The sequence below is a fragment of the Bartonella callosciuri genome (assembly GCF_014203215.1).
Classification (GTDB): Bacteria; Pseudomonadota; Alphaproteobacteria; order Rhizobiales; family Rhizobiaceae; genus Bartonella; species Bartonella callosciuri.
In genome coordinates, this window is sequence record NZ_JACHIM010000001.1 from 370,273 (window position 1) to 390,471 (window position 20,199).

15 protein-coding genes and 1 pseudogene are annotated in these 20,199 nt (G+C 39.3%); 8 read left to right on the top strand and 8 right to left on the bottom strand.

Going from position 1 to position 20,199, the window contains the following annotated elements:
• Nucleotides 1-216: 216 nt before the first annotated feature.
• The 4 genes from HNQ69_RS01600 to petA all read right to left on the bottom strand — a co-directional run bounded on the left by HNQ69_RS01600 (nucleotide 217) and on the right by petA (nucleotide 3,460).
• Entirely contained in the window at nucleotides 217-657 is a 441-nt protein-coding gene (locus HNQ69_RS01600) for a PRC-barrel domain-containing protein (protein ID WP_183228349.1), read from the bottom strand.
• 111 nt (nucleotides 658-768) lie between these two features.
• A complete protein-coding gene (locus HNQ69_RS01605) occupies nucleotides 769-1,647 on the bottom strand; it encodes a cytochrome c1 (protein WP_183228350.1) in 879 nt (292 codons plus the stop codon).
• Nucleotides 1,641-2,897 (bottom strand): cytochrome b, encoded by a 1,257-nt coding sequence (locus tag HNQ69_RS01610; protein ID WP_183228351.1) that lies wholly within the window; start codon nucleotides 2,895-2,897, stop codon nucleotides 1,641-1,643. Before HNQ69_RS01610 ends, HNQ69_RS01605 begins: the two co-directional genes overlap by 7 nt.
• 14 nt (nucleotides 2,898-2,911) lie before the next feature.
• The gene (petA, locus tag HNQ69_RS01615) at nucleotides 2,912-3,460 is read right to left on the bottom strand and encodes a ubiquinol-cytochrome c reductase iron-sulfur subunit (RefSeq protein ID WP_183228352.1); all 549 of its coding nucleotides are present in this window, start codon (nucleotides 3,458-3,460) and stop codon (nucleotides 2,912-2,914) included.
• 861 nt (nucleotides 3,461-4,321) lie between these two features.
• Here petA and HNQ69_RS01620 point away from each other — a divergent pair.
• Complete coding sequence (locus HNQ69_RS01620) at nucleotides 4,322-4,798, top strand: tRNA (cytidine(34)-2'-O)-methyltransferase (RefSeq protein WP_183228353.1); 477 nt, start codon at nucleotides 4,322-4,324, stop codon at nucleotides 4,796-4,798.
• Nucleotides 4,799-5,133: 335 nt separating this feature from the next.
• Here the strand turns inward: HNQ69_RS01620 and HNQ69_RS01625 are convergent, their stop codons facing one another.
• On the bottom strand, nucleotides 5,134-6,387 hold the full coding sequence (locus HNQ69_RS01625; protein WP_183228354.1) for a tRNA nucleotidyltransferase/poly(A) polymerase-related protein: 1,254 nt from the start codon (nucleotides 6,385-6,387) through the stop codon (nucleotides 5,134-5,136).
• A 248-nt stretch (nucleotides 6,388-6,635) separates the two neighbouring features.
• Between HNQ69_RS01625 and HNQ69_RS01630 the strand changes: the two genes are divergently transcribed.
• The 5 genes from HNQ69_RS01630 (at nucleotide 6,636) to HNQ69_RS01650 (ending at nucleotide 14,622) form a co-directional block, all read left to right on the top strand.
• Nucleotides 6,636-7,667, top strand: a complete 1,032-nt coding sequence (locus tag HNQ69_RS01630) for an AAA family ATPase (RefSeq protein WP_183228355.1) — start codon at nucleotides 6,636-6,638, stop codon at nucleotides 7,665-7,667.
• Nucleotides 7,668-7,669: 2 nt separating this feature from the next.
• Nucleotides 7,670-8,581 (top strand): DUF58 domain-containing protein, encoded by a 912-nt coding sequence (locus tag HNQ69_RS01635; protein ID WP_183228356.1) that lies wholly within the window; start codon nucleotides 7,670-7,672, stop codon nucleotides 8,579-8,581.
• Nucleotides 8,578-11,382, top strand: a complete 2,805-nt coding sequence (locus tag HNQ69_RS01640; RefSeq protein ID WP_183228357.1) for a DUF4159 domain-containing protein — start codon at nucleotides 8,578-8,580, stop codon at nucleotides 11,380-11,382. The genes HNQ69_RS01635 and HNQ69_RS01640 overlap by 4 nt, the downstream gene beginning before the upstream one ends.
• Nucleotides 11,379-13,475 carry a hypothetical protein gene (locus tag HNQ69_RS01645; protein ID WP_183228358.1) on the top strand — a complete coding sequence of 699 codons (2,097 nt, stop codon included), beginning with the start codon at nucleotides 11,379-11,381 and terminating at the stop codon, nucleotides 13,473-13,475. Before HNQ69_RS01640 ends, HNQ69_RS01645 begins: the two co-directional genes overlap by 4 nt.
• Before the next feature lie 244 nt (nucleotides 13,476-13,719).
• Nucleotides 13,720-14,622 carry a metallophosphoesterase family protein gene (locus tag HNQ69_RS01650; protein WP_183228359.1) on the top strand — a complete coding sequence of 301 codons (903 nt, stop codon included), beginning with the start codon at nucleotides 13,720-13,722 and terminating at the stop codon, nucleotides 14,620-14,622.
• Nucleotides 14,623-14,997: 375 nt separating this feature from the next.
• Here HNQ69_RS01650 and HNQ69_RS01655 read toward each other — a convergent pair whose 3' ends face one another.
• The gene (locus HNQ69_RS01655) at nucleotides 14,998-15,906 is read right to left on the bottom strand and encodes a cation diffusion facilitator family transporter (protein WP_183228360.1); all 909 of its coding nucleotides are present in this window, start codon (nucleotides 15,904-15,906) and stop codon (nucleotides 14,998-15,000) included.
• A 794-nt stretch (nucleotides 15,907-16,700) separates the two neighbouring features.
• Between HNQ69_RS01655 and HNQ69_RS01660 the strand changes: the two are divergent.
• Nucleotides 16,701-17,517: pseudogene (locus HNQ69_RS01660) on the top strand (TrmH family RNA methyltransferase).
• Nucleotides 17,518-17,566: 49 nt separating this feature from the next.
• Here HNQ69_RS01660 and mnmA read toward each other — a convergent pair.
• Entirely contained in the window at nucleotides 17,567-18,796 is a 1,230-nt protein-coding gene (mnmA, locus tag HNQ69_RS01665) for a tRNA 2-thiouridine(34) synthase MnmA (RefSeq protein ID WP_183228361.1), read from the bottom strand.
• A gap of 356 nt (nucleotides 18,797-19,152) precedes the next feature.
• Here mnmA and sciP point away from each other — a divergent pair, with 356 nt between their 5' ends.
• Nucleotides 19,153-19,428, top strand: a complete 276-nt coding sequence (gene sciP, locus HNQ69_RS01670) for a CtrA inhibitor SciP (protein WP_004863244.1) — start codon at nucleotides 19,153-19,155, stop codon at nucleotides 19,426-19,428.
• Between the two features lie 123 nt (nucleotides 19,429-19,551).
• Here sciP and HNQ69_RS01675 read toward each other — a convergent pair whose 3' ends face one another.
• Entirely contained in the window at nucleotides 19,552-19,938 is a 387-nt protein-coding gene (locus HNQ69_RS01675; protein WP_183228362.1) for a flagellar export protein FliJ, read from the bottom strand.
• Nucleotides 19,939-20,199 lie beyond the last annotated feature (261 nt).

A 20,199-nucleotide genomic window follows, 5' to 3' on the forward strand; every position in this document is an offset into this window, starting at 1 on the left:
CTAAAAAAATCACAATCTTTAAAGAATTTTCCTATCTCATCAAAATCATTAAGACTGACCCTAAACTCACCTTTGATATCTTTAAAAACTGAAACTGTTTCTTACATAAAACTGTTGCAAAAAACCTCAAACAATGCCTTACACAAAAAAACAGCGCCACCATAATATTATATTATGACGGCAACTGTTCTATCCGTAGAAAATGGAAATATGAAATTAACGTGTCCAACGTCCTTCATATTTAAATGTTGGAGCTTCCTTTAAAGAATCCTTTGTCGCATTTGTAATAAGCTTCCACTTACCATAATCATTTGTCATCTGAATTGTTTCTGGAGAAACAACCACATAACTCTCCCCTATACCAAGAATCCCACCAATAGCAACAACAATGCCGGCAATACTCTTTTCTCGCAGCAGAATATCTTTCACTTCACCAATATTTTCATTTTCTATATTGTAGACATTTGCACCAATAAGGCTTGACGCAACAAAATCCGTTTCTAAAGGCGTAACATAACGCACAGACATATCTGAACGCACCTGTACAATACCAGTAGAAGAAATCATTTCAGGTTCAGAAGGTACTGCAAAAGACTGAGCATAAGTACTAGACGCCATTAAAACTGACATAAGAGTAGTACATATAATTTTTTTCATTTTAACATCTCCGTTTTTACTTTGCTTTTACTTGACAAAGTCTCAATGCATCACCATCGGATTTGTTCCTTATACTCTCTCAAGACCAATCCCCTTGGTCTTTTCTCTTTTTCAGTTTTTAGTTTTCTTCTCAAATTTCTCCTCTAAACCTTGCCAGATACGGGATTTTAAAATATAAACCAGCCCTCCCAAAATAATGAGAAATAAAATAACACGAAAACCGGTTTTTTTACGAATTTCCATGTGAGGATCAGCAGCCCACATCAAAAAAGCAGAGACATCGCGCGCATACTGTTCAACTGTTTCTGGAATTCCATCCTCATAGGAAATAACACCATCACGCAAAGGAGGAGGCATAGCTAAAGTATCAGTGGCAATAAAATAAGGATTGTACCAATAGCCCTCAGCAATCTTTGAGCCTTCCGGCGCTTTCTGATATCCTGTTAAAAGAGCTGTAATATAATCTGGACCAGCAGTGTCATAATGAGTCAAGATATCAGAAATAAGAGCAGGAAACGGCAAAGTTACAGTGCGCGCACGGGCTATCAATGATAAATCTGGAGGATAAGCACCATTATGAATAAACCGTGCTTCTTCTTCATTAGCAAAAGGAGAAGGAAAAGTGTCTGTTGCAACACCAGCGCGTTTAAAAAATTTCCCTTCTCGATTAGGACCATCGCTCACTTCATATTGCCCAGCAAAAGCCTTAATCTGTTCCTGATCATAACCAAGAGCATTTAAATTGCGAAAAGCGACATATTTTAACCCATGGCAATTGGAACAAACCTGTTTATAAACCTTTAATCCACGCCGCAACTGTGCCTTATCATACCCCCCAAATGGCCCTGAAAAGCTCCATTTCTGTTTTTTAGGAACATGTAAGGGAAAAGAAACGAACTTTCCCTCTCTATCAGAGACATTGCTGGCAACACTCTGAAAAGGAAAGCCTATCACTGCTATAACAATTAATCCAATAAAAGTATTTACCATAGTTTATTTTTTTTCTGTTTCATCTCTTCAGTAATTGAAGAAGGAAGAGAACACCCCTTTTCAAAAGTAGATAGGATCGGCAAAATAATCAGAAAGAATATAAAATAATAAGCCGTAGCCCATTGTGTCCATGAAAGAATGCTGTCACTGATTTCTCTTGAACCCAGCCAACCAAGAAAAACAACATCGGCAATGAATACCCAAAAGAAAATTTTATAAACAGGTCGGTATCTTGCGGAACATATTTTAGAGTGGTCTAACCATGGAACGAAAATCAACACGAAAACCGAACCAGCTAAGATAACAACACCCATAAAAGTTGATGAAAGAGCACCAATATCAAAAATTATAGCACGCAGCATTGCATAAAAAGGTAAAAAATACCATTCCGGGACCACACGAAGAGGCGCTTTTAAAGGATCAGCAACGTTATAATTTTCAGCCTGCCCCATATAATCAGGCATATAAAACAAAAACCAAGAAAAGAAGATTAGAAAAACGATAATGGCAAAAATATCTTTGATAAGCGCATAGGGCACAAAAGGAACAGTTTCTTTATCTGATTGTATTGCAAGACCGGTTGGATTCCCCTGTCCAACTTGGTGGAGTGCCCAAATATGAAGAACCACAAGAAAAAGCAAAACAAATGACAAAAAATAATGGAAAACATAAAAACGGTTCAACGTCGGTTGTCCTACACTATAACCACCAAGAAGTGTCGCATGCAACCACCTCCCCACCAAAGGAATAGCTTTTAAAAGTCCAGCAACCACTGAAGCCGCAGAAACAGACATCATCCCCCAAACCAGCACATAACCAAAAAATGCTATTGCCATCATGATGATATAGATGAAAATTCCCGTAACCCAAACCATTTCACGCATATTTTTATAAGAACCATAATAAAGGCCGCGCGCTAAATGGATATAAGCAGCAATAAAAAAGAACGAAGATCCTACAGAATGCCATGGACGAAAGAGCCAACCAAATTGCCCCTCACGCCTAAACCGTTCACTCGTTTCAAAAGCCAAATGAACATCTGGCACGTAATGCAATGCCAAGACAATACCAGTCAAAAGCTGTGATAAAAGCATAACGGTCAAAATACCGCCAAATGTATAAAAATAATTAAGATTACGTGGAACAGGAAAAACAACAAACATATTGTAAAAAAAACGAGGCAGAGGCAAACGTTTATCAAACCAACGTGCAAAAGCACTTTTGGGAGAATAAGGGGGGAATTTTGTCATCGCTTTATCCTATTCTAGCCTATTTTCAGCAAAGTATCAGAAAGAAATCGATAAGGAGGAATAGCTAAATTGTAGTTGGCTGGTCCTGAACGTACTCTTCCGGCTGTATCATAAACAGACCCATGACATGGGCACAACCACCCCCCAAATTTACCTGATTGGCCAAGTGTTACACAGCCTAGATGCGTACAAAGATTAATGATAATAAGCCAATTTTCATGCCCCTCGCCTGCTGAGCGCGCAAAATCTGTCGCTTCTTCTTCCTCTTCAAGATTAGGGTTACGCGCCTGACGATCTCTAAGAAGATGTAACTCTGTAGCACGAGCTTCAAAAATTTCTTTTGCAGTACGGTTGCGAATAACAACAGGCTGTCCACGCCATTTGACTGTTACCGACATACCTTCTTCAATCGAAGAAAGATCAACCTCAACAGAAGAAGATGCCAAAACCGATTCATCAGGACGCAGCTGACGGATAAAAGGCCACACCACCCCACTAATCCCAGCTGCCCCTGTAACACCTGTTACCAAAAACAGGAAATCCCGCCTCGTTTGCTCACCCATTGCTTTAACTAAAAAACTTATTCTCTAAAATATTTTTTTACCATACCCTTAATTATCACACAATTCCTAATCATTCAGCTTCCTAAACCATGAAAAATATCCCCAAAAAAAGACTTTCTGCTATTTGCGCGGTTTATTCTCTTCTTTCTCCCCCCACTAAACGCAATTTCAATAAACAATAGTGTAACCTTCCCCATGCTTTCTGCCTTCAACACACTCAAGCCTTAATAAGGAATACAATCAAATATATTATCTGCTATTGCTACGTAACTCATAGTGAAAACCAGAAATCCTTTTGGCTCAAGCAATATTCCGACATTTTCAAATCTGATCAATTTACGCAAGACCAGAGTCTTTGTGTATAGGAAACGATTAACACAGATATTACCTCTGCTGGGAATGTGGAAATTCCACATTCATTCTGCTTTAGTTCCTCATCCATAATGATTATGCAGTGGTTGATAATGGGAAAAAAACGATAAAATCAATTTTATAATCAGATAACCTCACCAGCCACCCTTATCGACAATCAAGTTCTCACGCTTCTAAGCCTCAAGCACATACGGCTAAACTTCGTGAGAAAGGAAAGTCCTACACATTCTCTAAAGAGGGCATATTCCTGTAATCATTCAAATCAGTATTGAGAATGAATTAGCCATGCTCCTATTTTTACTGCTCATGTTCTTCTCACCTCATAACAAGCCTGAATGCATAACTTTTTCCCTGACATCGAAAATGAATAACAGCTAAACGGAAAAACCACATGTTCCTTAATTATATTTTTCAAATAAGCTACAGAGCGCCTTTACAAATCATCAAGGAAAAACCATACTCCATAGAGCTAAATGAGAGTTGAGGCTTATGACACTTCACATTGCTCTTTTTCAACCCGATATTGCTGGTAATACTGGAACAATTTTGCGTCTTAGCGCTTGTTTTGGTTTACACGTGCACATTATTGAACCAGCAGGCTTTAACTTATCAGATCGCAACCTCAAACGAGCTGGTATGGATTATCTCGAATATGCCTCACTAGAACGACACATTGATTGGCAACATTTTATGCACACCATGAAATATTTTAACCGTCGTCTTTTGCTTTTAAGCACAAAAGCAGAAACATGCTATACGCAGATGTGCTATCAGCAAAATGATGTTTTACTTTTTGGTCGTGAATCGGCAGGGGTTCCAGATTACGTCCATGAAGCCGTTGATGAGACATTGAAAATTCCCATGCAGCCACACGCACGCTCTCTAAACCTCGCCATGAGTGTGGCTATAACGATAGGAGAGGCACTTCGCCAAATTGGTTCTAATGGAAAAAGAAAAACTTTATGAAAAAATAAAAAGTTCACTAAGGTATTCAATATTCAGAAAAGCAATTGGACAAGTAAAAGCACCATAGGTAAAGAACTCATTCAAACTAATTAATAGAAACGCTAAATGCACTGTACAAGATCAACGGTTCTCAAAAGAATGCAATCACCACGTTTTTCACAGCTTATAATACCAATTTAAATATCCTTTTAGAATAAGCTCCAAAGCTCGTGGACCGTATAATACGTCATCGCATCATTTCCACTACTAAGGCTTAAACGATTATAAAATGACATTGCTAAAAACAAACAATAAACTCTATTAAAGAGTAAAAAAGTGTATTTACGAAATTGGCATTATAAATTAATTTTTCCTAATAATCCATTACGATCTATCAGAAATCCGCTTTCAATCCATATCTTTTCCAGCTCTTTGAGCTTTTCTCCTAAAAGCACGCCTTTCGTCAAACCTTTCTTCATCAAATCCTTGCCATTAACAGGAAAAGTAGGAATCTGCCATTGTTGGGCAAGCTGATAAAGCCTAACGTAATGTTCTGCTTTTTGTGAAGTCCCGCTTCGCTCCAGTGCATCAACATGTGATGCAGCCACGGACAAAGATAATTGATCTAAGACTGGTTGTCGTCCATAAAAATAAATCAGTTTTTGCACAAAATGATCTGAACAGTTTTGGCTAATCATTTCCAACTTTGCCCATTCCTTTAACCGTACTGTTTCCTTATGAGATAAACGCAAGCGCTGCGCCATTTCATGAAGACGTACAGGATCAGGAGGCAGAAGACTTTCTAGCCGTAACAACGGATCGGCTTTCCAACCAAAAGCCTGTTCTGTTTTTACCAATGAGTGTATCGCATCAATACCCCATTTTTCTGTTTCAGGAAAAATGCGTACCAAAATTCCACTTTGGCACATCCATAAAAGAGCACGTGTTGGGTCCAAAGCAGCGAGAAGTTTTTTCATCTCTCCCCAAATACGCTCAGATGAAAGTTTTTGCAGACCATCTCTTAAACCAACACATGCTTTCAATCCTTGCGTATCGGGTCGTCCTGCTCCATACCAAGCAAAAAAGCGAAAAAACCGCAAAATACGTAAATAATCTTCTCGAATACGATTCTCTGCAATCCCAATAAAGCGTACTGTTTGGCTGGCAATATCATTCAAGCCCCCTACATCATCATAAAGGCGACCAGCAGCATCACAATAAAGTGCATTCATGGTAAAATCACGCCGTTCAGCATCTTTTTGCCAATCACGACCGAATACCACTTTTGCATGACGACCATCCGTTTCAATATCAGAGCGAAGCGTTGTCACCTCATAAGAACAGGATCGAGAAACCACCGTCACTGTACCAAATGCAACACCTGTAGGAACAGTTTTAAATCCTGCTTCTTCTGCACGCACGATAACCTGTTGTGGCAAACAGGTTGTAGCAATATCAATATCACAAATAGGCTGCCCTAACAACTGATTACGCACTGCACCGCCCACAACACGTGCCTCTTCACCATCCAAAGATAGAACGCGAAGAAGTGTTTGGAGATCATTCTGTTGCAACCACTCAACCTGTTTGAAACTTTGTGTTATGCTCACTCTTTAACCTTTCAAAAAATCGTCTGCTTTTCCTTGAAACAGATATCCTCATGAAAACAATATGTCTTATACATTCCTTACACAGCACGCCTGTTTGTTCGAAATGGATTGCTTTCTCTGTGTACTAATACTAAAAAAAACAATATATTATACTTCTTTTCTTCTCATTTTCTGTTACAAATTATAAAATATTCATTATCATGCAGAGAAAATTATCGATTTTGCGACAAACGCCTTAAGGAAGAAATATGAGTCAACATGATCCGTCATCCAATTCTCTTAAAAAGGCCACTATCAACAGTGAAGCTCAAATAATCATTGATGATATTGATACAACACATAAAGATTTGGGTATTTTACAAAAAGAAATTGACAAAGTTATTTTTGGGCAAAATCATGTGATTGAATACGCTTTAATAGCCATTTTTGCTGGTGGACATGCCCTTCTTGTCGGTGCTCCAGGACTTGCTAAAACCCGTCTTGTTGAAGCTTTAGGAACAGTATTGGGACTGGATGAAAAACGTATCCAATTTACCCCTGACTTAATGCCATCGGATATTATAGGTTCTGAAATTATGGATTCAGATAAAAACGGTAAGCGTTCTTTCCGCTACGTTCAAGGTCCTATTTTTACCCAACTTCTCATGGCCGATGAAATTAATCGTGCTTCTCCTCGCACGCAATCAGCTCTTTTGCAAGCCATGCAAGAATATCATGTCACCGTTGCTGGTACCCGTTATGATTTGCCAAAACCTTTTCATGTACTTGCAACCCAAAACCCTCTTGAGCAGGAGGGAACCTATCCACTTCCTGAAGCACAACTGGATCGCTTTTTGATGCAAATTGATATTGACTATCCTGATCTCACTACGGAACGACGGATCATTCTAGACACAACGAGAGAGAAACAGCAAAATGCAAAACCGATTTTGTCTACGGAAAAACTGCAAAAAATTCAAAATATCGTTCGTAAAATGCCAATTTCGGAAAATGTCATAGAAGCTATTTTAAAGATTGTCCGTTCAGCCCGCCCTCATAAAGAAAACACTCTTGCGAATGATTATGTTTCTTGGGGTCCTGGCCCACGAGCATCACAAGCACTTTCACTTTGTGTCCGCGCCCGCGCGCTTTATTATGGGCGTTTAGCTCCTTCCCTTGATGATGTTGAAGCACTGGCCTACCCCGTATTACAACACCGCATGGCACTCAATTTCTCTGCACGTGCTGAAGATATAACCGTAAAAGATATTATCAACAATCTCGTGAAAGACGCTCTTTAGAAATGGCGATTGGCAAAAAAATTTCAAAAAAAAATCCAATGTCACTTGCTAGAAAGTTGCATGAAGATGCTGCAAAAATGCAGCATTTTTTTCTCCAAGCACATCGGATTGCCAATACACTGATAACTGGGTGGCATGGACAACGTAAAAGGGGAAACGGGGAAAATTTTTGGCAATTTCACCCTTATGTTGAAGGAGAATCAATCACACGTATTGACTGGCGTCGCTCAGCACGTGATGAACAGACTTACCTACGCGAACACGAATGGCAAAGGGCGCAGACAGTTTGGCTTTGGCCTGATCAAAGTGCCTCTATGCATTACTGTTCACGCTTTTCCAAAATTTCTAAGGGAGATTATGCCATCATTCTTGCCCTCGCATTGGCAACAATTCTGGCACGCAGTGGCGAATATATTGCTATCCCCAATGTAATGCCCCCCACGATTACATCCAACGTCATAGAACGCATGGCGCTGGCTTTGACAAATCATCAAAGCGAAAATCCACTTCCAAATTTTTCAACTATTACACGTTTCTCACAAACCATCATAATAAGTGACTTTCTTGATCATCCTGAAAAAATCATCCAACATTTAACCATTTTATCGACAAAACAGGTCACTGCTCATTTAATTGAAATAGCTGATCCCGCAGAAGAAAACTTTCCCTACAGAGGCCGTACAGAGTTTTTTGATCCTGAGACAAAAGAAAGGCACATTTTTGGAAAAGCAGAAAAGCTTCGTAAACACTATTGCGAACTGTATCAAGCAAGGCGACAAAAATTAGCAAACTTTTGTTCACGCCAAGGGTGGATCTATCACGTAAGCACAACAGATCAGCCGTTAACAGAAACCATTTTGCATCTTGCAAACAAAATGGATGTCTCTCTACCTCATAGTAGGAGGTCGCTTTGAGTTTTTCTGCTCCCTTGCTGTTATTGGGGCTTTTATCCCTCCCAATCATTTGGTGGTTGTTACGGACAACCCCTCCATCTCCACGTAAAGAGCTCTTTCCTCCTTTGCGCTTTCTACCAAAACCAACCAATCAGCAAGAAACTACCAGCCATACACCTTGGTGGTTACTGTTGTTACGGTTAACCATAGCAGCACTCATTATTATCGCTTTGGCACGCCCCACTTGGAATCAAAAGCCCATTATACTTTCTGGATCTCAACCCCTTGCACTTATTGTCGATAATGGATGGGCATCTATGAGAGAATGGAAAAAACGTATTTCTGTTGTCGAAACCCTTCTTGCACAAGCAGAAAAACACCAAAAAGATATTTACTTTATTGCGACAGCTGAAAATGACGCTTCTAATATAGGACCCTTCCCTGCAAAAACTATAAAACAGCATTTACTGCAGTTGCAGCCCCACCCTTGGCCTGTCAACCGTGTGCACGCATTAAAAAAACTGATTGAAAAAACCAAAGGAATACCTCTCGATATTGCTTACTTAAGTGATGGATTACAAACCAATGAAGATGATCAGGCTTTCGCTCTTATTGAACAGCTAAAACCGAAAACATTCTTATGGTATTTATCTGATATTTCTGATTTAATCGGCATAACGGCCATAGAAAATAACAATGGAAACATGGTAGCGCGCGTCATCCGCTCAACGACACATGGCGAGACTCCAGCCACACTGAGCCTTTATGATTCAAACAATCAACTGCTCGACCAATTTGCGACAAACTTCCTTGAGGGAAAAACAACGGCGCATGTTCCTTTTAATGTCCCCCTTGAACTCCGCAATGATATTGCCTGGATAAAAATTAACAACCAAGCGCATGCTGCTGCAACCTTCTTAGTAGACAGCCATAACAGAGTAAGCCGTGTTGCTCTTCTCTCACCCAATACAAATGAAATGGTGCAACCTTTACTCTCTCCATTTTATTATATTATCAAAGCATTACAAAACCACACACAGCTTATAACAGCTGGCGGAAGAGAACTTTCAACGGATATTGATCACTTACTCAAACAAAATCCTTCTGTTTTCATTATGGGTGACATTGTGAACATGTCAAAAGAAGCGGAAAAAGAACTGTCTGACTTCGTCAATAAAGGGGGAACACTGATCCGCTTTGCAGGAGAAAATCTGAGTACGACAGACCACTATGATAGCCTCCTTCCAGTGCCCCTTCGTCCTGGCAAACGTTCACTTGGAAGTATTATGTCCTGGACGAAACCACAAAAACTTGCGCCATTTGCCAAAAATAGCTTATTCTTTGATCTCCCTTTTCCAGAAGATGTCACTATCTCACGCCAAGTCCTAGCAGAACCAAGTACAGATCTTTTTGAAAAAACATGGCTCAGTCTTTCTGATGGAACGCCCCTTATTACAGCGGCTAGACGTGGAAAAGGAACTCTCATTCTTATTCACATTTCCCCCGATCCCACATGGTCCAATCTCCCCCTTTCTGGCTTTTTTGCACAAATGTTGCAAAAACTCATCACACTCAGTGCCTATGAAAGTACACATCCAATACACATCAAAAAAGAAGAAACGATACAAAATCCTTGGCAAACAATAACTGCAAATGGGCAATTACAAACGCCTCCTTCTTATGTGGTTCCAGTAGTCCTTAATTCCCAAGATCCACCCCTTCCCTCCTATCGTACTCCACCTGGACTCTATGGCGTAAAAAATAATTTTTACGCACTCAATCTCTTAAATCATTCATCACACTTGATGAAACAATCACCGTTGTCTTCCTTAAACAAGAACCCTTTATCTTATGACACAAAAGAGAAACATTTTATTGGTCCACTTTTAGGGTTAGCTCTCTTATTATTCGCTTTTGATAATTTTCTTATTTTATGGATGGGAGGCGCTTTTTTTCTCAAGCGCCGGAGCAATATGCTTCTTTTCCTCCCCCTTATAATAGGTCTCATCGCTCTGTTTTCACACGATCCAGCAGTTTATGCCCAAAACATAGAAGATCATAATGAAAGCATGGTAAAAGCAGCGGGTGCTACGCATCTTGCTTATGTTGTAACACATAACTATGAAATTGATGCAACGAGTAAGAGTGGTCTAGAATCCTTAAGTCAATTTATAGCAGAGCGTACAATGCTTTCACCCGGCTCTGTGATGGCACTTGATCTCGATAAAGATGAACTCTCCTTCTACCCTCTCATTTATTGGCCCATCGATGCAAACAGTCCTGTCCCTACACAAAAGAGCCTTGAAAAAATAAATAGTTTTATGAAAAATGGAGGCACAATTTTATTTGATACGCGTGATCAGATAAATAGCAACCTTAATCTTGAAGGCACTGCCACCCAAGCCACACAAAGATTACGAACTATCTTAAAGGGATTAAACATTCCAGCCATTGAACCAGCATCAACGGATCATGTGATTGCGCGTTCTTTTTATATTATGCCAGATTTTCCAGGGCTCTACCGTGGTTCACCTTTATGGGTTGAATCATCATCAACCAATATAAAAAACGAAAATTCTCTTTCTACCGGTGATAATGTAAGTTCTCTCCTGATTACCGGGAATAACTTTGCTGGTGCTTGGGCACTAGACGAAAAAGGCAGATGGAAATACCCTTTGATTCCCAATGATCCGATGCAACGCCTATGGGCATTTCGTGCAGGATTAAATATAGTTATCTACGTACTTACAGGAAACTATAAAGCTGACCAAGTTCATGTCCCTGCACTTTTAGAACGCTTTAAAAGAGAAAGAAGACAATGATATCATTCTTCACTTTTCAGCCTTTTTTACCTCTCTCTTGGATTCTCTTATTAGGAGGGGTAGCTTCTCTTTTTGTGATTATTGGCCTCGTTATACGACGTCAAGGATCTTTATTACGTCTCCTGGCATTGGGCTCTCTCATCCTTGCTTTGCTTAATCCAATGATCATAAAAGAACAGCGCGAACCGCTTAAAAGCATAGTCGGCATTGTCATTGATCACAGTAAAAGCCAAACATTCGGTACACGCATAAACGACAGTGATGAAGCACGCACCCAATTAACCAATGCATTGGCACATTATCCACAATTTGAATCACGCTTTATTGATGCTGGAAAACTTGCGGATAACCAATATGCACCCTCAACGAATTTGTTTCATGCTTTAACACAAGCTCTATCTGACGTCCCACCATCTCGTTATGCAGGTACAATTTTTATCACCGATGGACAAGTGCATGACATTCCTTATATTTCAGACCTTCACTATAAGGCGCCGATCAATGCTCTTATAACAGGGAGAACAGATGAATTTGACCGCCAAATCAAAATTATTTCTCCCCCTCGCTTTGCCCTTATCAATAAACCACAAATGCTCTCCATCTTGGTTGAAGATAAAGGCCACCCCCAAAAACCTCTACCAACGCAAGCAAATATTACTGTAAGTGTCAATGGACAAGAAGTTGGCCATTATTCTGTAACCCCTGGTATCACTTTTCAAACTGAAATCACCCTTCCCCACGCTGAAAAAAATATTATCCAAGTTACCACTGACACGCACAAAGATGAATTAAGCTTTGAAAACAATCGTGCCATAGCTATTATCGAAGGAATCAGGGAAAATTTGCGTGTCCTTCTTATCTCAGGTGCGCCTTATAATGGTGAACGAACATGGCGTGATCTTTTGAAAGGTGACTCCAATATTGATCTTGTTCATTTTACTATTTTACGTCCTCCCAACAAAGCAGATAATACACCATTAAGCCAATTATCACTTGTGGTATTTCCTACAAAAAAGCTCTTTGTTGAAGAGATTGATAATTTTGATCTTATTATCCTTGATGGCTACCAACATTCTGCTGTTCTCCCATTAATCTATTATGATTATATCGCCCAGTACGTACAAAAGGGTGGTGCGTTACTGATGGTAACAGGACCTGAATTTACCCAACAAAACTCGCTTGCAAAAACACCTTTAATCAGCATTCTACCTGCATTACCCAACGGTGTTATTATTCAAAAACCTTTTCGTCCTCAGTTAACCAAAGAAGGCAAACGTCATCCTGTTACAAGAGACCTCGCAACACCCGCTTATCCGGCTTCTCAATGGGGGCAATGGTTACGGCAAGTTGCAATTCAAAATATCAATAACGGTATAGCTCTCATGAAAGGAGCTGATGAACAACCCCTTTTACTTCTTTCCCATGTTGATAAAGGACGTATAGGCATGTTGCTTTCCGATGAAAGTTGGCTTTGGGCACGAGGTTTCGAAGGTGGAGGTCCTTATGCAGCTCTTTATCGCCGAATTGCCCATTGGCTGATGAAAGAACCAGAACTTGAAGAGGAAAAGTTAAGTGCTATCAGCGACCACCAGCGTTTAACAATTCGTCGCCAAACGCTCAAAGATCATCTAGAGCCAGCCGAAATAACTTTTCCCTCTGGAAAAAAAGAAAATATTACCCTTACCCAAGAGAAAGAAGGTGTTTTTACAGCAGCTCTTAATACTGATGAAATAGGAATTTTTACCATCAAAAACGGCGATTTAACAACATTTTCTTCTGTGGGGGTGGTTGATAATCTCGAATTGTTGGACTTAATTTCAACGGAAGAAAAACTAGCTCTCATCAGTAAACACACTGGTGGGCATGTCACACGGTTACACGACAAAGGAGAAGAAAGCATTAGGCTTCCTCCATTCAAGCTGATTCAATCACAAACAAACGCAACATCTCCCCTTGCTCGTTCAATTGTTCTAAAAGAAGCGACAGAAACCCGTTTAATTAATAGCTTTTATTTTTCGATCTTTTCTGGTTTCTTTGCACTCCTTGCTTGTTTTTTATTGTTGAATAGCATGTGGTATCGTGAAAGCCGTTAAAAAGTCTTAAGAATCTACGCTACAATTTTAAAATGCAGCATATCCTACAAAACGATATACATATAATCGCAAGGTGTATTACACTACCTGTTTGTCATTTAAGAACCAATGACGTACAACTTTCTCAAACGCTTTTCTTAGGATTTTCGACAAATTATTGTTTCATTTCACAATCCTCACCTACCTCAAAAATGCACCAGTTTATCTTATACTCTTTTTTATTGCCTAAATCGTTTTCAACGCTATGCTAACATCTATGTTTTATCTTGCCCATATATCAGATGTGCATCTTTCACCTCTACCACAACCTTCCCTTTATGAACTTTGTGGGAAGCGCCTTACCGGCTATCTTAATTGGCAAAAAAAACGTAAGGACCAAATAGCAAAAAATGTCCTAGAAACTTTAATGGAGTCCTTAAAAAAGACAAATCCTGACCATCTTGTAATCTCTGGTGATCTTGTCAATCTCGCTCTCGATAAAGAATTTGAGCAAGCCCGTAATTGGTTACTTAACCAAGGACAGCCGCAAAATATTTCTCTAATATTTGGCAATCATGACGCTTATGTCCGTGGAGCATTTCAAAAAGCCTATACTCTCTTTCAACCTTGGATCACAGGGGATTTCCCTCCAAAGCCTTTCCTTCCTTTTCCTTATATGCGCATTCGCAAAAATATTGCTATTATAGGTGCTTCCTCAGCTATTGCTACACCACCTTTTCAAGCTTCCGGCTATTTTGGTAAAATGCAAGCGCACATTTTATCGCAACTTTTAAACGAAGCTGGGGCGCGCCATCTTTTTCGTGTGGTCATGATACATCATCCTCCCTTTCATCATGCAACCTCTTGGCATAAAAAATTATGGGGTATTGAACGTTTTTTAAACGTTATCAAAAACCATGGATGCGAACTTGTTCTTCATGGACATACCCACCTGCCTACATTAAATACTATTAAAGGCACAAGGGGAAAAATCCCTATTATTGGTGTTTCTTCTGCATCGCAAGCTTTTGGCTACAATACTCCACCCGCAAGCTTCAATTTATTTGCCATTGACGGTGAAAGTCCTAAATGGCGCTGCCAACTGCAACGTTATAGTCTTATCAATAAAAAAAATGAAATAGCGTGTACCGAAATAATTAATCTTTAAACATTTTGTAAAGACAGCAGCAAAGTTACAAAAACAACAAAACACTAAAAATATCTTTGCTTCCTATCTCTTAAAATAACAATTCAGTCTCCTCCTTACACAAAAAAGAAGCAGTTTCTTAACCACCAGTCTGATGGCAAAGCGATTTCTTTTGAGTGAGTTTCATCTGCTGACCCCTTATGTATTTCACTTCCCAATCTCACCGAGCAAGTCTTTCCCTTAATACTCAGTTTAACTTTATTCTTTGCTTGGTTGATGTAAAAAACAAAATCAGACACAAACAAACATTGTATTTTTAATATGTATAAAGATGCCTTATATCGTCATCCTGAAGCACAACATTTTACGCACTCACAGATAATTGGGAAAGTTATTTTAAATAAAAGGAATCATTGTCGTACCTGGAGGCAACTTCGCCTCATCTTCAGGCTCAACATGAATGGAAGTACGCACATTATCAAATTCTTTTTGCAGAACACCTTCAATTTTATCGCAAATTTTATGTGCTTCCCCTACTGACATTGCTGCTGGCACAACCAAATGAAATTCTATAAAAGTAATTCTCCCAGCAACACGCGTAAGCAAGTCATGTACTTCAAGTGCACCATGGGCATTTGCAGAAATAAGTTCACGAATCCGCATAGTTTCATTCAATTCAACGCCAACATCCATTAACCCTTGAACAGCACTGTTAATGAGCTTCCAGCCCTGCAAAAGAATATTAACGGCAACAATTATCGCTAAAATCGGATCCAAAATACTCCATCCACCGAAAAAACCAGCAACCAAACCAATTAAAATAGCAAGCGAAGTAAAAACATCTGTTATGAAATGCATCCCATCAGCTTTAAGAGCCGGGGAGCGGTGGATTCTCCCCTGCTGAATTAAAAGCCAACCCCACAGGTAATTTATGACACTTGCAACAAGATGAATAACAAGCCATATTCCAGGTTTCTGCAATAATTTAATGGTTGAAAGAGCCATCCATGCTTCTTTTAAAATTATCACTGCAGCAATAATAATCAAGATTCCTTCAAGAATCGCAGAAAAATATTCCGCCTTATGATGTCCAAAAGGATGATTATGATCCGCCGGCTTCATACTGACTTTAACAGCCCACCATGCTGCCAATGTAGCAAATATATTGACGATTGATTCCAATGCATCAGAATAAAGTGCAATCGAACCAGTGATATAATATGCCCAATATTTCAAAGCAAAAACGATACAAGAAACAAAAATAGAGTATAAAGTTAAACTTTGTAAATTGATTTTTCCCTCCATAACCACACCCTCTTCTTCACTCAATAAGAAAGAACATCTTCAAGCAAGAACATCTTCAGCCATAAATGCTATTTTCGTCATGTCGTCCATAGTACAACAGAATACACTAAAGCGGACCTTCACAACCCACTATTATCATTTCCAGCAACTGGCTCTATTATACAACATAACAAAAAGGATATAATAATGCAGATATTATGCAAATAAGAAACAAATCACCGTTAAGAGAAATCAAACACACCATCCCCATTATCAACTTTTTAAAAGTTTTTAAGCTGCTTATACCCCATCTGCCTGATGATCAAAATTACCTGTTATTCTTGCGCAACTACATCACACTTACGCACCATTTATCAAATTTTTTATGATATCAAATCAATCAACATAGTAACATCATTGCAAACAGCATAAAAAGGCCGTTCAGCAAACTACTGCGACCACTCTACCCTCGCCTGTATCAAAGAAACAGTATTTCTAAAATAACTTAAAAATCATTTTCAGGAACAAAAAAAGAAAGCTCTTCCCTAAAAAAGAATCTGGGCATTGGGGACCCAGATTCTTTTCCCTTAGGAATTAAGGGGATACAGACCTTAGGAAATAGCGGGGACCTAAGGCTCTGTACCCGATACGAGAACAAAATACATTGTACCGTACTCGGTATTTTCATACTATACCTATGGTTGTATATTGTCAACACAAATTCTACTATTTAGTTTAAAATAATGTCTCCATCCAAAAATAAAGCAAATATTCAACATCTAACAATTTGGAAAAAACAGCGCTAAAAGCCCCGTATGCATTTGAATAGCACAACAAGCCACAAAACTGATGATCCACGTCTGAGAAACTATAATAATATTCGTGAAAAAGATCTTGTTGGAAGACAACAACAATTTATTGCTGAAGGTAAAGTAATATTATCAGCATTGCTGCATTCAAAAGAATTTTCTGCTCTCTCACTGCTCATGGTAAAAGAACGCCCTCCTGGACTTATGCCCCTTTTAGAAAAAACACAGCCAACATGTCCCATTTATTGTGTCCAGCAAAAAATCATGGATGACATTGTAGGCTTCCATATTCACCGTGGTATACTCGGTATAGGCAAACATAGAATACTACCATCGTTGCAAAAATTTTTACAAGATCTTCCAGAAAAAGCTTTGATTCTGATTTTATGTGGTATTTATAATCACGATAATATGGGACCCATTTTTCGTAATGCAGCTGTCTTTGCCAGCAATGGTATTATCATTGACAAAACCTCATGTGATCCACTTTATCTCAAATCAATCAGAATTTCTGCTGGCGCAGTTCTAAAAGTACTCTATACGCAAGGCGCTGATATTCGTCACATTCTAGAAGCTTTAAACGATACGGATTTTCATCCTTATGCACTTTCTCCCTCCGCTCCAAATACTCTCAAGCAAACAAAAACACCCAAAAGGACAACGATTATTTTGGGAACAGAAGGTGATAGCTTACCAACCCATGTGCTACAGAAATCAAAAACCTTACGTATTCCCATGACTCCCGGCTTCGATAGCCTCAATGTTGCCACAGGCATCAGGCATTGCACTCACTCATTTTACCGATTTTTATAAGCTTTACTAAAAATGATAACACTTTAAATTGTAAAACAATCCCATAATGTGTGTCGCTTCTATTTATAAGAAGCGGTTGTTTTAAATTCAGAAGCCACAGAAGGTGTTGTTTCGAGCTTGCACAAAACACGTTTTAGCATGTCTTCCGTATCAGCTGCACGTTGTGAATGGGTTACAAATCCTCCTCCAAGAACACGTGCTTCATTGTCATTTCTATCATAAAGAACACAAGCTTGCCCTGGTGCCACAGCATTTTCACGTTCCAACAAGTCAACGGAAAAAACACCCTCTTGATAATGCAAACGAGCAAGATGAGGAGGACGTGTTGAACGAACTTTTACAGCCACCTCAATTCCCTCGAGAGGAAAATTATCTAATTTCTCATCACCAAGCCAATTCATATCACGCAAAAAGAGCTTATGTGTTTCCAACATTTCACGTGGACCAACAATAACGCGCGCATTTTCCACATCGAGATAAACCACATAAAGCGCTTCACCCGTTGCCACGCCAATCCCACGACGTTGACCAACAGTATAATTAACAATTCCTGAATGTTTTCCTAAAACCTGCCCATCGATATGCATAATAACTCCAGGATTAGCAGATTCTGGACGCAATTTTGTGATAACATCAGAATATCTTCCTTGCGGAACAAAACAAATATCTTGACTGTCATGCTTATTGGCAACAACAAGGCCCATTTCCGCTGCTATTTCCCGAACACGTGCTTTTGGAAGATCACCAAGTGGAAAACGCAAATAATCAATCTGCTCTTGTGTCGTTGCGAACAGAAAATAACTCTGATCGCGATCAGCATCGAGAGGACGAAAGAGTGCCCGATGCGCACCATGAGGGCGCGAACGAATATAATGGCCTGTTGCTAAAGCATCTGCACCTAATTCACGTGCAGTTGCTAATAAATCAGCAAACTTAACAGTCTGATTACACGCCACACATGGCACAGGAGTCTCCCCGTGTGCATAACTTTCTGCAAAAGGATCAATCACAGCTTCACGAAATCGCTTTTCATAATCAAGAACATAATGAGATATACCCAATGTCTCTGCCACGCGGCGCGCATCTTCAATATCTTGTCCAGCACAACACGCCCCTACCCGATGTGTCGCAGCCCCATGATCATAAAGCTGCAACGTAATCCCAATGACATTATATCCTTCCTTTTTCAAAAGGCCTGCAACAACCGATGAATCAACCCCCCCAGACATCGCTACAACAATACGGGAGTTCTCAGGTTGTCCTGGTAAATCAAGACTGTTCAAAACCATGTATTCATTCTCTATTTAATGGACATCCATTCGTTAAGGTTCTTATGTGCGCTATTCATTGTTCTTTTATATTTATATTGCTTTTTTATCTTTTCTACAACCAATGCATTACTTTCTTAAAACCTGCTGCAAACAAAAAAGAGTGATAGAAATAAGGCACAATGAGAATTACTTTTACTCTTTGTTTTAAAACTTTGACCAAGACATCGCAAGAGGCTGTTCTACGCACCGCACTTTGTGTCATATTTTCACGTGCTGGCTTACTTTATTAATTTTTTCTTTCAACGTGTTTAGCTCTTTTTTAAATTTCCTGTTTTACAAACGAGTCGAGTCCTTGACTAAAGGTAGAGGATATAATGACCAATTTGATAAAAACACAAATGAAATACGTTATTGGACCAGATGGAAGTCCACTGACAATCGCCGATCTACCGCCAAAAACAACAAGGCGCTGGGTGATCCGTCGTAAAGCTGAAGTTGTTGCAGCTGTGAGAGGTGGATTGTTAAGTCTTGATGAGGCGTGTCAACGCTATACTTTAACCGTAGAAGAGTTTCTTTCATGGCAAAGTTTGATCGATGAACACGGTTTAGCTGGATTGCGAACAACCCGAATCCAACATTACAGGCATTAGTCGCCTTTGATAATGATTCGATAACGGCTTAAAAACAACCAAACTTGATAAAAGTTTGGTTGTTTTTTCATGTTTCATCACATAAGCATCTCAAAGAATTACCCTTCAAACGCTAAGCTTTTATTATCCAGTCATTGATTTAGATTGAATTAAAATACCCTCATCATCTGCTGTTGCTTTCTTTTCCCGCGCTTCAAGGAGCTGGGCACGTTGCAACTCCGTATTGGCTTCATGGAGAGCAATTTCAGCATTTGTTTTTTGAAGTTGCAAATCACGAATCGAGTTTACAAGATTATCCCGTCTTTGCCGTGCTGCACGAGCAAAAGCAGAATAAGCAAAATGATGCACATCATTGTTTCCAGATTTACGTTCTTCATGAATAATTTGCGCTTCCAGTTCTAGAACCATTCGCTCAAATTCTGCGATCATCATCTCAAGCTGTGCAATTTCACGACGCCTCCCACGCACTTGAAATATCTTCAATCTCACCATACTTGCCCGTGACTTCATACTTACTACTCCTTGATTACGCCAACTCAAAATTCTCATTCACCTTTTAACATAAACTTCCAGTTAGACTCTTTCCAAAGAAAAATCCATTTTTCAACTTAAAGTTATAATTTTGGCTTTCCCTAAATCATTAGTGAATAGAATTTGCATTAAAGAAAAAATAATCATTTCTTTATCTTTGTCCCCACTGTAGAGCAAGGAGGTTTAAAGCTCAGCAAATAAACACTAAAATTGTAAAAAAGTAGTTTAAAAAAATTTATT

Coding starts and splice junctions, on each gene's coding strand:
- HNQ69_RS01600 (WP_183228349.1), bottom strand. CDS start 657: ATGAAAAAAATTATATGTACTACTCTTATGTCAGTTTTAATGGCGTCT.
- HNQ69_RS01605 (WP_183228350.1), bottom strand. CDS start 1,647: ATGGTAAATACTTTTATTGGATTAATTGTTATAGCAGTGATAGGCTTT.
- HNQ69_RS01610 (WP_183228351.1), bottom strand. CDS start 2,897: ATGACAAAATTCCCCCCTTATTCTCCCAAAAGTGCTTTTGCACGTTGG.
- petA (WP_183228352.1), bottom strand. CDS start 3,460: ATGGGTGAGCAAACGAGGCGGGATTTCCTGTTTTTGGTAACAGGTGTT.
- HNQ69_RS01620 (WP_183228353.1), top strand. CDS start 4,322: ATGACACTTCACATTGCTCTTTTTCAACCCGATATTGCTGGTAATACT.
- HNQ69_RS01630 (WP_183228355.1), top strand. CDS start 6,636: ATGAGTCAACATGATCCGTCATCCAATTCTCTTAAAAAGGCCACTATC.
- HNQ69_RS01635 (WP_183228356.1), top strand. CDS start 7,670: ATGGCGATTGGCAAAAAAATTTCAAAAAAAAATCCAATGTCACTTGCT.
- HNQ69_RS01645 (WP_183228358.1), top strand. CDS start 11,379: ATGATATCATTCTTCACTTTTCAGCCTTTTTTACCTCTCTCTTGGATT.
- HNQ69_RS01650 (WP_183228359.1), top strand. CDS start 13,720: ATGCTAACATCTATGTTTTATCTTGCCCATATATCAGATGTGCATCTT.
- HNQ69_RS01655 (WP_183228360.1), bottom strand. CDS start 15,906: ATGGAGGGAAAAATCAATTTACAAAGTTTAACTTTATACTCTATTTTT.
- mnmA (WP_183228361.1), bottom strand. CDS start 18,796: ATGGTTTTGAACAGTCTTGATTTACCAGGACAACCTGAGAACTCCCGT.
- sciP (WP_004863244.1), top strand. CDS start 19,153: ATGACCAATTTGATAAAAACACAAATGAAATACGTTATTGGACCAGAT.
- HNQ69_RS01675 (WP_183228362.1), bottom strand. CDS start 19,938: ATGAAGTCACGGGCAAGTATGGTGAGATTGAAGATATTTCAAGTGCGT.